Consider the following 12,603-nt stretch of genomic DNA (forward strand, 5'->3'; position numbering starts at 1 on the left):
TGAAGGACTGGCGCCGCATCGCAACCCGCCACGACCGATGCGCACACACATGCTTCTCGGCCATCTGCATCGCCGCTACCGTCATCTTCTGGATCGGGCAATGAGCCCTGAGCCTAGAGTAGCGTAGGAGCCGGTGTCACCGCCCAAGGGCCCCCAAGACCCAAAGGCAGCCACCCGCGCCAAGTAAAAATTTAGGAAGCGAAAAGTACCAGGAAGAACAGATAACTTCATGGGAAATGATCGATGCAATTTCATTGGAAAGATCCCCAACTCAGCGAGTCTTCACAGCTCACACCGGCGGCGACAACCCCGGTACTTGAGGATTCTCGGCAGAAGGCACGGCCATCCGCAGGCATGTTTTTGCTAAAGGGCTTTTTCAGTAAGATTATTCGTACCGGAACACTGACGCTGATCGGCCCAAGGGGCGATAGCCATGTCGTCGGCAGCGGTGAACCCTTCGTCTCCATCCGGATCACCAACGCAGCCACGGCGCGACACATTCTGCTCAATGCAGACATGGCGATCGGTGAGGCCTTTATGGATGGCTCGCTGATCGTCGAGCAGGGCGACATCTACGGATTTCTTGATCTTTGCTTTGCCAACCTGGGCTGGGGCTATGGCCACTGGGCCAGATATGCCCGCGCCATTGTTCGCCGCATCGCGAGGCCGGTGATCCAATATAATCCGATTGGAAAGGCACGGGAGAACGTCGCCCACCACTACGATCTCTCGGATGCACTCTACGAGCTGTTCCTCGACGCCAACCGCCAATACTCCTGCGCCTATTTCATGACGCCGGATGACACGCTGGAGGCAGCGCAGGCGCAGAAAATGCGGCATATCGCCGCCAAGCTGCTCCTGAAGCCGAACCAGCGCGTGCTGGACATCGGCTCCGGCTGGGGCGGGCTCGCGCTGCATGTGGCGCAGACCGAGGGCGTCGATGTCACCGGGATCACCCTTTCGACCGAGCAGCACGGCTATGCGCAGCACCGCGCCGATGCGGCCGGCGTCTCCGACCGCGTGCGATTCCTGCTGCAGGACTATCGGGAGGCGACCGGCCAATACGACCGGATCGTGTCGGTCGGCATGTTCGAACATGTCGGGATCGACCACTACCGCACCTATTTCGCCCGGATCCGGGATCTTCTCACCGATGACGGGGTGGCGCTGGTCCATACGATCGGTTCGGCCTCGGGGCCTGGGGCCGGCAGTTCCTGGCTCAACCGGTATATTTTCCCCGGCGGCTATTCCCCGGCCATGTCGGAAATCGTGCCCCATATCGAGAGCGCGGGCCTCTACATCACGGATATCGAGGTGCTTCGGCTGCATTATGCCGAAACGCTCAAGGCCTGGCGCCGTCGCTTCGACGAGAAGCGCCACATCGCGGCGAAACTTTATGACGAGCGCTTCTGCCGCATGTGGGAATTCTACCTCGCCGCCTGCGAGGCGGCGTTTCGCCACGCGGGGCTGGTGGTCTTCCAGATCCAGCTCAGCAAGCGGGTCGATGCCGTACCCATGACCCGCGATTACATCACGGATTGGGAACGCCGGGGCAGCGCGCGATGAAGGACAGGGGCCGCCCGGCACAGCCGGCGGCCCCCGTGCGGCCTATCGCTGGGCGTAGCGGTTCGGCGGCACCTTCAGCCCCAGGTTTTCGCGCAGGGTCGTGCCTTCGTATTCGGTGCGGAACACGCCGCGGCGCTGCAACTCGGGGATCACCAGGTCGCAGAAGTCGGTGAAGGGCTTCGGGTAGTAGTTGCAGATCACGCAGAACCCATCCGCCCCCCCCTTCACCACCCATTCCTCCATCTCATCGGCGATCATCTTCGGCGTGCCGACCACGACGCGGTGCCCCTGGGCCGCCGCGGTGTGCCGCGCGATCTGGCGCAGGGTCATGTTCTCCCGCCGCGCCAGATCGACGACCATTTTTTGGCGGCTCTTGGCTGAGTTTGTTTCCGGCAGTTCGGGCAAGGGGCCGTCCAGCGGAAACTTGCGGATATCAAGCCCGGCGGTGAAGCGGGACAGCGAGGCCAGCGCGATCTCATCCGGCAGCAGCGATTGCAGCTCGTCGTATTTTTCCTGCGCCTCGGACATCGTGCGGCCGATCACCGGCGTCAGCCCCGGCATGATCTTGATGTCATCCGGCGTGCGGCCATGGCGCCAGGTGCGGCTCTTCACCTCGGCATAGAAGGCCTGGGCGGCGGCGAGTTCGGTCTGCGCGGTGAACACCACATCGGCGGTCTTGCCCGCGAGTTCCATGCCTGGCTCCGACGACCCGGCCTGGGCCACCACCGGCCGCCCCTGCGGCGTGCGCGAGACGTTCAAGGGACCGCGAACCTGGAAGTGCTTTCCCTTGTGATTGAGGAAATGCATCTTGTCGAAGTCGAACCAGATGCCGCTGTCCTTGTCGTGCAGGAAGGCGTCTTCCTCCCAGGAGTCCCACAGCCCGGTGACCACGTCGTAGAACTCGGCGGCGCGTTCGTAGCGCGCGGCGTGGTTCACATGCTCTTCCAGCCCGAAATTGCCAGCCTCATCCTCGATCTGCGAGGTGACGAGGTTCCAGCCGCAACGCCCGCCGCTGATATGGTCGATGGTCGAGAAGCGGCGCGCGATGTTGTACGGCTCGTTGAAGGTCGTGGTCGCGGTGGCGATCAGCCCGATATGGGTGGTTCCCGTCGCCAGCGCCGCCAGCAGCGCGGTCGGTTCCAGCTTCACGATGCGGGACAGCTGCGCCTTGCTGCGGTCGCCGTGGGCCATCGCATTGCTGCCACCGACCGCGACGGTGTCCTGGAAGAAGATGGTGTCGAACTTGGCCGCCTCGGCCAGTTGGGTCAGCGCCATGTACTGGCGAAAATCCATATCGGTCGTGGTCACCGCGCTCGGGTGCCGCCAGCCGGACAAGTGATTGCCCGGCGTGCTGAAGAACGCGCCCAGTTTCATCTGGGGCTTTTGCTGTGTCATGGGTCTTTTGCCTGTCAGGGTGCCGAGCGGATCGCCATTGCGGTGGTATAGCCATCGCCGGAAGGGGTGAGAGCAAGGCCGCGCCGGAGGCCCCAGGCCATGCGCCAGGCGAAGATCGGGATGATCGCCTGGTCCTCGATGATCATGCGCGCCGCGGTCCAGGTCTCCCGCTCCCGCTGCGCATCGTCGAAGGTACTGTCGATCACGTCGAGCTGGTGATCCAGCGCCGCACTCGAATAGCGCCCGCGATTGGACTGCCCGTGGCTCAGCGCCGGGTTCATCGTGCGCAGGATGGTGTTCATCCCCTCGCTGGCGACGCCGGAGGAGGCGCCATAGATCGCCATATGCGCGGTGAACTCCGGCGTGCCGCCAGGGCCGCCGCTGCTGGCGCGGCGGAAGAACAGCGCGGTTGGCAACACCTCCACCTGCACCCGCACGCCGATGGCCGAGAGCATCTGCCCGACCACCTGACAGGTGCGTGCATCGCCGGCGAAGCGATCGCTGGTGCAATGCAGCGTCATGCCGAAACCCTGGGCATACCCCGCCTCGGCCATCAGCGCCCTGGCGCGGGCGACGTCATAGGGCTGCGGCAACAGGCTCGGGTCATGGCCGATGAAGCCGGGGGGCGCGATCTGCCCGATCGGCTCGGCGGCACCCTCCATCGCGCGTTCGGCGATCGCTGTGCGGTTCAGCGCGAAGCTGAAGGCCTGGCGGACGCGGCGGTCCTTCAACGGATTCTCGGCCAGCGGCTTGCCGTCCAGCCCGGTGATATGCAGCGCCTGATCGCGTAGCTGGTCGAGATGCATGTACAGCACGAACAGCGAATTGGCGGTGACGAGCTGGGTGCGGTCGGACTCCCGCACGCGGGCGTTCAACGCCGCCGGCACCGTGTCGATCACATCGACATCGCCGGCCAGCAAAGCGGCGACACGGGCGCTGTCATTGGCGATGAAGCTGAAGGTGACGCGCGACCACGGTTCCTCCGCCCCCCAATAGGCCGGATTGCGCTCCACCACCGCATCCTGGCTTGGGCGCCAGCGGACCCAGCGATAGGGGCCCGTGCCGATCGCCGCCGCGCCGTTGAAATCCACCTCAGGCGTCGCCGTGACCGCGCGTTCGTTGAGGATGGCGATGACCGCGAGCGAGGACGGCAACAGCGGATAGGGCCGGCTGGTGCGAATGACGACGGTCCGTGCATCCTTGGCCTCAACCGACGCCAGGAAGCGCAGCGCCGAGGCATAGGTCCGCAGCCCGGTCGTCGCCTTGGCCCGCAGGAGGGAGAAGGCAATATCGGCCGGTGTCAGCGGCGAGCCATCGTGGAACCGCACACCCTCCCGCAAGGTGAATTCCCAGGTCAGCGGATCGACGACCCGCCAGGACTCCGCGACGCCGGGGGTGGGGCGGAGGAAGGCGTCCTGCGCGACCAACGGCTCGTAAACATGCATCTGGATCATGCGGTTGGCGGTGAAGCTCTGGTGCGGGTCGGTCCCGTCCATGGCGGCCTTCATGCCGATCCGCAAATCCTCCGCCCCGGCGGCACCGCCGAACAGCGCCGCGAGGAGAAGAGCCGCACCGAGTTGGCGGCCGAAGAGAAGGGGCGTGCTGGCCATGCCGGGCGATGTCTCCCACCGGGTGGGGGGCCATCGACGATGGCCCTTCCGGCTTTGGTCAAGCAAACCGCGCGCCACAAACTGGCGCCCGGGATCAGCCCGGCTGGGACTTCAACTCGACTTCCACGAAGGACAGCGGCGCCGTGCCGCCATTGACGACGTTGTGCTCAACCCCCGGCCCACGGTTGTAGGAGACGCCGGCGGTCAGCTTGGCCTCAGCCGTGCCGCCGCCGGGCAGTTCCAGCATCAGCGTGCCGTCGGTGATCGGCACCACGACATAGCCGAGGCCATGGCGGTGCCAGCCAGTCTCCGCACCCGGCTGGAAATCCCAGCGGGTGACGCGGACGGTAGCATCATCCTGCATCTGCGTGGCGACTGCCGGGATGCGGCAGCGGAGCGGCTCGCTCATTCCGCGGCCTTTGCCAGGCCGTCGAGCCCCGGCAGCGGCAGCGCGCCCGCGGCTTCCCAGGCGGCGATCACGGTCTTGGCCTGTTCGGCCGACAGCGGCAGATGCGGCGGGCGGATGGTCAGCCAGGCATCATCGCCACGGGCATGGGCGATGACCTGGCGCAGGCCGGGGATCAGCGGCACCGAGGTCGCGGCGCGGCGGGTCGCGGTCATCTTGGCCTGGGCGGCATCGGCCTCGGGGCCGGTGCGCTTGGCATAGACGATGCCGCCATACTGGCAATTCGCATTGCTGGCGGCGGTGATGCAGCCGGCGCCACCGGCGGCCAGGATCTGCTGCAGGTATTCGTCGCTGCCCGTGTAGACCTCGAAGCCGCGCGCGGCGAAGCGTTCGACCATGGCGAGCATGTTGGCGTAGTCGCCGCTGCTGTCCTTCACGCCCTTGATGGTATCGGGGAAGGCGGTCAGCAGGCGGTCGATCAGGTCGAGGCTGAAGGGCACCGCCGACTGCTGCGGGAAGTGATAGAGGTAGATCTTGATGCCCGGCCCGACCCGCTCGATCACCGCCGAGAAATAGGCGAACAGCCCGTCATCGGACGGCGCCTTGTAGTAGAACGGCGGCAGCATCAGGACGCCAGGGCAGCCCATGTCGCGGGCGTGGCGCGTCAGTTCCACGGTATCGCCGAGGCTGGCGCAGCCGGTGCCCGGCATCAGCTTCGCGGCGGGAATGCCGGCGGCGATCAGGCCCTCGAGGATGGCGCGGCGCTCGTGCAGACCGAAGGACGCGGCTTCACCGGTGGTGCCGAGCAGGCCGAGGCCGGTGCAGCCATTGGCCAGCAGCCAGCGGGCATGGTCGGCCATCCGCGCGATGTCGGGGGTCAGATCCGCGTGCATCGGCGTCAGCACGGCGGCGTTCACGCCACCATAGAGGGCGTCCTTCATGGGCTACTGTCCTTTGTTGACGGGGAGCGGCGCCCCCCGGGTGTCGCTGGGGGACTGCGCCCCGGGGTATCCGTAGGGGGCTGCGCCGCCGCGGTATCCTTAAGGGGCTGCGCCCCCGCGGTATCCTTAAGGGGCTGCGCCCCCGGCGGGGGTACTGCGGGTCGCGCGACCGGCCTGCGCGTGCCGGTGGGCCAGCGCCCGGGCCAGTCCACGACGTGGTCTTCCAAGGCCCCGGCGACGCGTTCGGACACGACGCGGCCGCGCACGGAAATGCCTGCCTCATGCACGCTCTCGGCCCGCCCGGTCACCAGCGGGTGCCAGCGCGGCAGGTCGCGGCCATCCTCGATCAGGCGGTAGGCGCAGGTGGGGGGCAGCCAATCCAGCTTCTGGACCCGGCGCGCGGTCAGGCGCACGCAATCGGGCACCTTGTCCCGGCGGTTCGGATAATCGGAGCAGCGGCAGGAATTGGTGTCGAGCAGGCGGCAGGCGACCTCGGTCCAGTGCAGGGCCTCGGTGTCCTCGTCGCGGATCTTGTGCAGGCAGCACCGTCCGCAGCCATCGCAGAGGCTCTCCCATTCCGGGCGCGTCATCTGCGACAGCGTCTTGGTGCGCCAGAAAGGTTGGGGATCGGTCACGGTGCCCAGGATAGACCTTTGCCGGTGACACGAGAAGCTTGCCGGGCACAGAACACAGCGCGAACATAGGGCATGGACCCGACCATTCCCGAACGCACCGCCCGGATCACCCGCAGCGTGCTGCGCCTCTGCCTCGCCGCCGGCTGGGCCCCCATCGCCGAAGTGCCGTTGCCGACAGGGCGGCGGCTCGATGTGCTGGCCTTGCGCCTCGATGGCGGCTTTACCGCCATCGAGGTGAAATCCTGCGCGCGCGACTACCTCTCGGACAGCAAGTGGGAGGAATACCGGCACTGGTGCGACCGGCTGTATTTCGCCGTTGATCCGGATTTTCCCCATGGGCTGCTGCCGCCCGGCACCGGCATGATCCTGGCCGACCCGTGGGAGGCCGCGGTGCAGCGTGAGGCGCCGCTGCATGCCCTGGCCCCGGCGCGGCGGCGGGCGGTGCTGCACCGCTTCGCCCGCCTCGCCGCGACCAGGCTCGTGGTCGCGCGCGATCCGGGTGCCCGCGTGGCGGCCGAGCTCGCGGCCGAATAGCTCAGGCCCCGTCGAGCACCAGCGCATCGGCGGGGATGGTCACGCTGCCCGGCCCGATCACCACGACCGGCGCGGCCAGCGCCGCATAGGCGATCGGGTTGCCCCCCGCCTGGGCATCGAAGATCGCCAGATGGGTAAGCGTGCCGGCCGCTGCGGTGAAGGCGAAGCGCAGCGCATCGGCATTCCGCTGCGCCCCGGTGCCGGCAAAAACGACGCGGGCGCGGGCATAGCCATTGCCCGCCGGCTCGCCGGCAAGCCCCGCGGCGGCGGTGGCTGAGGTGCCGAGGCCGACATAGACGGCATTCGGCAACGCCGGCAGCCGCCCCAGCAGGGCACGCGCGGCAAGATTCCGGGCATAATCGGTCAATGCGGGCATGGGCTGCCTCCTTCAATGGCTGGAAAAACGACGGACGCGGGTATCGCGCCGCTCAGGACCAGGCGCGTGACGGGTTCGCGGGCGAGACCCGGGTGGCAGCCCAGGCGGCGGGCAGGTCGCGGCCCGACAAGGCGAGATTGACGTGCCAGCCAGGGAGCGGGACCCGCGGCGGCTCAGTCGGCTCGCCCGGCACCGGGAGGGAGGCGTCCTCCTCGGCAAGGCGGTACAGCGGGCCGATTTCGTCGAAGGCCACCTGCGACGGATCGAGCGGCATCAGCGCGCCAAGCGCCACGCGAAACGTCGCGCTGTCGGTGAAACGGTGGCACGTGCAGCTCCAGCCGGAGCGGTCCGCCGCAGTCACGACAAGGCTCCCAACAGGGTGCTCAGCGACGCGTCTCCGGCACGGTAGGACAAGGCGGACGCCGACGCGACCTCCCCGAACAGGCCCGACGCGCCCGCCACGTTGTTGCCGAAGCGGAGCGTGGTGAGCCCTGCCGGCGCCGTAGCACTCGCGGTCTGCACCGTGCCGCCCGCGAGCAGCCCGGAGAGGCCAGTGCCGGACCAGGCCAAGGCGACCTTGAACGGCACCCCCGCGACCATGCTGCCGAGCGTCAGCGTCCCCGCCGCGACCCCGCCCGCGATGAAGTCGGCGACCAGCGTCAGGCCACCCGCGGCATTGCGCAGCCGGATGCGGTTGCTGTCGCTGCCAGCGTCGAGCTGCGCCAGGATCTGCTCGACCCCGGCCGGCGCTGCCTGGGGGATCGTCCCCGACCACAGCAGCGTGCCGGCGCCGGCAGGGAACAGCGCGGCCACGCTGGCGGTCAGGATATCCGCGGCGCGGGTCGCGGCGGCCACCATCAACGCCGGCGGCAGGATCGGGGAGGATGCAAAGGCGCCGGTCTCAAAGGCCGGCGCCGCCATCCGCACCGTGAAGGAGACGGCGACGCCGCTTGTGAGATTGAACCGCAGTCGGCTCCGCACGAAGGCTGTGTCGGCGACCGCGGTGACGGGATGCTGAAAGCGACTGGTGCCGAGGCCGCCTCCCCCCCAGGTTGCCGACGCTCCGGTGTCGGAAAGAAAGGTCGGGACCGAGTTGTAGAACTGCACCCGGTTATCGGTTGCCACACCGGCCAGGGAGCCGGCGTGCAATTTCAGGAAAGCCGAGAACACTAGGCTTTGGCTTGGCGCCGCCGCGATGGCCGAAGTCGTGTCGCAGAAAACATCCACAGATGATGTGCCGGTCGGCACGCCGGACACGTCCAGCTGCAAATATGGGAGCCCGTTCTCGGTGCCGTATGAGATAACCGGCAACAGGCCGGTGCTGCCGACCCCGAGCGTCCAATTCGACGGCGCCGATCCACCCGCGCCGAGCGTCCCAGGCGCACCCCCCTCGGCGCGCGGGTTGCGCACGCCATTGGTCCGCGCGCCCTCGATCATCAGGCGCCGTGCGGTGCCTGGAAAGCGGGGCACATCGGCGGCGACATCGGACAGCAGGCTGCTGGCGTCGAAGGAGGTGGCACGGCTCGCACGGGCAAAGACCGCCTCGGCGCCGAGGAAGCCGCTGCCGATCAGACGCCGGATGCCGGATCGTCCCGCGCCCATCGCGGCTGGTATGGTTCCCAGCATCACGCCGCTGCCGCGCCGGTGAGGTGGCAGAGCTTGGTGGCGCCGCCGTCCGGGCTGAAGCAGAACAGGCTGGCGATACCGCCGGCCTTCACGCGGGTCAGCCCATCCCCATTGCTGGGCGCCGTGTTGCTGGTGAAGCCGGTCAAAGTGAAGCCGAGGTCGGCGCCGGTACGGTTGAAGATCAGGCACGAGAACCCGTCCCCCGTCGCGGTCCAGTCCACCGAGAGGGTGGCGCCGCTATTGGCCACCAGCATTCGGGCATTGTGCGCGGCGTGGGTGATGGCGGTCGCGACGGCGAAGACGACCGACGGCAGGCGCCGTTCGGTGAACTGGCCGTCAACATACTGCTTGGTGGTCGCCTGCATGGCGGCGGCGGGATCGGCGGCCAGGACCAGCGGCCCGCCCAGCGTCAGCGTGCCGCTGGCCGACAGCCGGAAGCGCTCGGTCAGAGTACTCCCCTGGCGCGTCTCAAAACTTACCGAGCCCGCCTCCGCACCGGCCGTCACCGTGTCGGAGAAGGCCGAGAACCGCGCGAAGGTGACTTCGGCCGCGCCGCTGTTCAGCCCATTGAACTGCAACTGCCCCAGACGATCGCCATTGGCCGGCGTCGTCGAAATGCGCCGCAGCTGCAGGGAGAAGGGCAGTGTCGCATTCCCTGCCGCACCAAGGTCGAGCCCACCATTCGGATTCAGCCCCGAGTCGCCGCCAATGGCAAGATTGGGCCCCGCCCCTATCGCGATGAAGTTCGTGGCGCTGTCGGCAATGTTGGAGAAGTTCATCCTCGCGCCGAGGCTGGTGCTGCGCCGTCGCAGTGTGAGGACGCCATCGGAGGCGATGTCCATCCGCCGCGTGGGGCCGGCGGCGACCGAGGGCAGGGTGGAGAACTCGATCATGCCCCCGCCGATACGCGTCGCGGCCGTGCTGGCGCTGCGGTTGCCGATCAGCGTGACCTTCTGCAATGCCGCATCCGATTGCGCGGAGAAGGTCGCCGAGCGCATGTCATTGCCGATCAGCGTCAGGTTCTGCGCCGCATCCTGGATGTTCAACACGCAGTTGTTGCCGACCCCCGTGATCGAGGCGCCGGCGGTGATGTCGCAGGCCTCGACGGTCAGCGCGCCGGAGGCGATGTCGAGCGTTTTCTGATTGCCGCCGTTCACGACGCAGCCGACGATGTGGTGTTGCTCGGCGGAGCTGGTTTCGACGCGCACCGTGGTGCCCTGGGACGACATGAAGCCGCCGATCCATTTGGTGCGGAACGCCGTTCCCTTGATGAGCAGCCCGATCGGAACCGGATCGACCACCGCATTGTTGTTGTCGACCGAACAGTTGATGGCCTGCGGCGCCTGCGTGGCAGTGCCGAATTCAAAGCCGACGTCGTAGCCATAGGCAAAGCAATCGACCATCTCGCCGACATCGGTGTCGCTGATCACGAAGGCCCGGCCCGTGCGGCGGTTGGACCAGATGTGCAGCAGCCCGCCCGAGGTGAAGGCTCCCGCGAAGCTGCTGCCTTGCAGGTCGACCACCGTGCTGCTGATGACAGTGACGGCGAAGCGGCCATTGGCATTCGGTACGCCCCCCACCGCGGTCAGGTTCACGAGATCGCCGGTTGCGAGCTGATGCGCGGCGCTGGTGGTGACACGGATCAAGCCGCCACTGCTCGTGATATTGGCGATGCTGTTGGAAACAAGGGAGATGCCCGGCAAATTGCCCGTGACGAAAGGCCAGAAATGCACCCCATGGATGCGCGCGATGTCGTAGGCGCGCGACATGAAGACGCCGTTCCGGTTGTCGCCCAGCACGTCGCGGATCTGCACCCGGGCGTTGTAGTCGGAGACGATGGCTCGATCGAACCCGATGATCAGCAAACGCTCGATCCGGGTATCGGCGCCATCGCCGCCGCTGGCGCCGATACCGCTGCCAACCGTGACCGCGGTGCCCGCGAAGGCGGCGACGGCGGCGAAGGCCTCGCGCACCGTGGTCGGCGGCGTCAGGCCACGGCGCAGCACCGCCAGCCCGTCGAGCCGGGCGCCGCGACGCATCCGGATCGTGCGCGCGGGATCGACCACCAGCGCGAAGGGCGCGCTGGCATAGCTCGCGGCCTCCCGCTGCCCGCCGACGGCACCGCCCGTGAGGGTGACATTCGCCTTCACGTCCAGATCCGCCGCGGCGATCAGGTAGCGTCGCGCGCCGAGGCGGACGAGCCCGCCCCCGGCGGCGGCGGCGGCATCGATGGCCGCCTGGATCGGGGCGACGTCATCGGTGGTGCCATTGCCCACGGCGCCGAAGTCCCGCACGTGCAGGTCCCGCTCCGCATGCATGGCGCTGCGGAGTTGCAGCATGGTCGCGCGGCGGGTCTCGGCGGTTACGCCTGCGCCCTGCACCACGGGTGCGAGATCGGCATCGCCAAGCGATCCGGCGGCAGGCAGGTCGGTCAATCGGGCGTCAGCCATCGGTTCGGGTCCTCGCTCAAGGGGCGGTCAGAGGAAGGGGAGGAAGAGCCTGGCGTCAGGGCTCGAGCAGCAAGGCGCCGCCCTGTTCCAGCAGCATCCGGTCGGCGTCGCCGATCAGCAGGCTGTAGGGGACGGTGATCGAGAAGGGGGGCGAGACGGCGACGACCGCCGAATCATCCGGGGCCTCGGCCCGCAGGCGAAAGCCCGAGCCGGGATCGGGCAAGATCAGCACCGCGGAGGCCGCGCCGCTGACCGGGGCGACCGTGACGGGCCCCGCCACCGCCGTCCCCGCCGCATTGCGGATCGAAAAGGCGAGGCTCGTGACCGGCCCGGTGGTCGTGGCCGTCACCGTGACCTGGCGCCCCTGGGTCATCGCGGCCGGCAGCGTTCCCAGTGCCAGGCTGCGCGCGACGGCATTGCCGGCGAAGCCGAAGGCATAGCTGGGCGTGGCCGCGGCGGTGGCGACCAGCGGCGCGTTGGCGGCATCCAGCACCAGGCCATTGCCGGTCGCGCCCGCGCTACGCACCGGCAGCATCGAAATCGAATCCACGGCGATGACCAGAATGATATGGCCCGCATGCAGGCGCGCGGCGGCGGCGGAGAAATAGCCGGGCGCCAGCGTCGCGGCACGCGTGTCATGCGTGGTGTAGTGCCACAGGGTAAAGACCTCGGTGGTGGTCAGCGCCACCAGCGCCGTGGGATCGAAGGCCATCGGTCAGCCGGCCCTGACATGCTGCTCATGGGGGTTCGGTGCGCGCATGCATCGCCTCCTGCCCCGGATAAGCGGGGGTGCGGGATTGGGGGGAACGGCGGGGGGGCTCGCAGGGCGCATCTCGCCCCTTGATGCGGCGGAGATAGCGCGGAATAGGAAAATATGTCAAGGATAAAATGCCGATTATCGGCCTAAGTGTGGATTATAGTCTCTTTTCCTTCGCCAAACCGGCTGTTTTCGTCCGCTCCGGGAGTGCTCTAGCAGCCTGTCGGATTCACGTCATGGATGTGGTTGCCTGGTCGGGTCTGGGTGGGTTCATGGCTGCATCAGGCGATGCAGCCTGCGGCAGTTA

11 protein-coding genes and 2 pseudogenes are annotated in these 12,603 nt (G+C 67.8%); 3 read left to right on the forward strand and 10 right to left on the reverse strand.

Going from position 1 to position 12,603, the window contains the following annotated elements; translation table 11 throughout:
* Both C8P66_RS22835 and C8P66_RS22840 read left to right on the forward strand, forming a co-directional pair.
* Positions 1 to 104 (forward strand): annotated as a pseudogene (locus tag C8P66_RS22835) (IS5/IS1182 family transposase); the annotation flags it as partial.
* Positions 105 to 354: 250 nt separating this feature from the next.
* Positions 355 to 1,566: an SAM-dependent methyltransferase gene (locus tag C8P66_RS22840; RefSeq protein WP_111400593.1), complete on the forward strand. Its 1,212-nt coding sequence runs from the start codon at positions 355 to 357 to the stop codon at positions 1,564 to 1,566.
* A 42-nt stretch (positions 1,567 to 1,608) separates the two neighbouring features.
* On the opposite strand, the gene C8P66_RS22845 is transcribed toward C8P66_RS22840, so the two are convergent.
* The 5 genes and pseudogenes from C8P66_RS22845 to C8P66_RS22865 form a co-directional block, all read right to left on the reverse strand.
* Complete coding sequence (locus C8P66_RS22845; protein ID WP_245903755.1) at positions 1,609 to 2,940, reverse strand: LLM class flavin-dependent oxidoreductase; 1,332 nt, start codon at positions 2,938 to 2,940, stop codon at positions 1,609 to 1,611.
* 35 nt (positions 2,941 to 2,975) lie between these two features.
* Positions 2,976 to 4,571 (reverse strand): ABC transporter substrate-binding protein, encoded by a 1,596-nt coding sequence (locus C8P66_RS22850; protein ID WP_111400595.1) that lies wholly within the window; start codon positions 4,569 to 4,571, stop codon positions 2,976 to 2,978.
* Positions 4,572 to 4,665: 94 nt separating this feature from the next.
* Positions 4,666 to 4,980 (reverse strand): cupin domain-containing protein, encoded by a 315-nt coding sequence (locus C8P66_RS22855; protein ID WP_111400596.1) that lies wholly within the window; start codon positions 4,978 to 4,980, stop codon positions 4,666 to 4,668.
* Complete coding sequence (locus tag C8P66_RS22860; protein ID WP_111400597.1) at positions 4,977 to 5,918, reverse strand: dihydrodipicolinate synthase family protein; 942 nt, start codon at positions 5,916 to 5,918, stop codon at positions 4,977 to 4,979. Before C8P66_RS22860 ends, C8P66_RS22855 begins: the two co-directional genes overlap by 4 nt.
* Before the next feature lie 155 nt (positions 5,919 to 6,073).
* Positions 6,074 to 6,553, reverse strand: a pseudogene (locus C8P66_RS22865) (YcgN family cysteine cluster protein); the annotation flags it as partial.
* Between the two features lie 72 nt (positions 6,554 to 6,625).
* Between C8P66_RS22865 and C8P66_RS22870 the strand changes: the two are divergent.
* A complete protein-coding gene (locus C8P66_RS22870) occupies positions 6,626 to 7,087 on the forward strand; it encodes an MmcB family DNA repair protein (RefSeq protein ID WP_111400599.1) in 462 nt (153 codons plus the stop codon).
* Between the two features lies 1 nt (position 7,088).
* Here the strand turns inward: C8P66_RS22870 and C8P66_RS22875 are convergent, their stop codons facing one another.
* From C8P66_RS22875 to C8P66_RS24210, 5 genes are read right to left on the reverse strand one after another with little or no spacing between them, the layout of a single operon-like run.
* Positions 7,089 to 7,463, reverse strand: coding sequence for a phage tail fiber protein (locus tag C8P66_RS22875; protein ID WP_111400600.1), 375 nt, complete (start codon positions 7,461 to 7,463; stop codon positions 7,089 to 7,091).
* Positions 7,464 to 7,515: 52 nt separating this feature from the next.
* Positions 7,516 to 7,824 (reverse strand): hypothetical protein, encoded by a 309-nt coding sequence (locus C8P66_RS22880; RefSeq protein ID WP_146423041.1) that lies wholly within the window; start codon positions 7,822 to 7,824, stop codon positions 7,516 to 7,518.
* The gene (locus tag C8P66_RS22885) at positions 7,821 to 9,092 is read right to left on the reverse strand and encodes a hypothetical protein (RefSeq protein WP_146423042.1); all 1,272 of its coding nucleotides are present in this window, start codon (positions 9,090 to 9,092) and stop codon (positions 7,821 to 7,823) included. The genes C8P66_RS22880 and C8P66_RS22885 overlap by 4 nt, the downstream gene beginning before the upstream one ends.
* Positions 9,089 to 11,539 carry a hypothetical protein gene (locus C8P66_RS22890; RefSeq protein WP_146423043.1) on the reverse strand — a complete coding sequence of 817 codons (2,451 nt, stop codon included), beginning with the start codon at positions 11,537 to 11,539 and terminating at the stop codon, positions 9,089 to 9,091. The genes C8P66_RS22885 and C8P66_RS22890 overlap by 4 nt, the downstream gene beginning before the upstream one ends.
* A gap of 55 nt (positions 11,540 to 11,594) precedes the next feature.
* The gene (locus C8P66_RS24210) at positions 11,595 to 12,251 is read right to left on the reverse strand and encodes a hypothetical protein (RefSeq protein WP_211314255.1); all 657 of its coding nucleotides are present in this window, start codon (positions 12,249 to 12,251) and stop codon (positions 11,595 to 11,597) included.
* Between the last annotated feature and the right edge of the window lie 352 nt (positions 12,252 to 12,603).

Source organism: Humitalea rosea, from assembly GCF_003253705.1.
GTDB classification, from domain to species: Bacteria; Pseudomonadota; Alphaproteobacteria; order Acetobacterales; family Acetobacteraceae; genus Humitalea; species Humitalea rosea.

Excerpts from the sequence above, each read along its gene's own strand:
- C8P66_RS22840 (WP_111400593.1), top strand. The coding sequence starts at position 355 with ATGTTTTTGCTAAAGGGCTTTTTCAGTAAGATTATTCGTACCGGAACA.
- C8P66_RS22860 (WP_111400597.1), bottom strand. The coding sequence starts at position 5,918 with ATGAAGGACGCCCTCTATGGTGGCGTGAACGCCGCCGTGCTGACGCCG.
- C8P66_RS24210 (WP_211314255.1), bottom strand. The coding sequence starts at position 12,251 with ATGGCCTTCGATCCCACGGCGCTGGTGGCGCTGACCACCACCGAGGTC.
- C8P66_RS22845 (WP_245903755.1), bottom strand. The coding sequence starts at position 2,940 with ATGAAACTGGGCGCGTTCTTCAGCACGCCGGGCAATCACTTGTCCGGC.
- C8P66_RS22875 (WP_111400600.1), bottom strand. The coding sequence starts at position 7,463 with ATGCCCGCATTGACCGATTATGCCCGGAATCTTGCCGCGCGTGCCCTG.
- C8P66_RS22855 (WP_111400596.1), bottom strand. The coding sequence starts at position 4,980 with ATGAGCGAGCCGCTCCGCTGCCGCATCCCGGCAGTCGCCACGCAGATG.
- C8P66_RS22890 (WP_146423043.1), bottom strand. The coding sequence starts at position 11,539 with ATGGCTGACGCCCGATTGACCGACCTGCCTGCCGCCGGATCGCTTGGC.
- C8P66_RS22850 (WP_111400595.1), bottom strand. The coding sequence starts at position 4,571 with ATGGCCAGCACGCCCCTTCTCTTCGGCCGCCAACTCGGTGCGGCTCTT.
- C8P66_RS22870 (WP_111400599.1), top strand. The coding sequence starts at position 6,626 with ATGGACCCGACCATTCCCGAACGCACCGCCCGGATCACCCGCAGCGTG.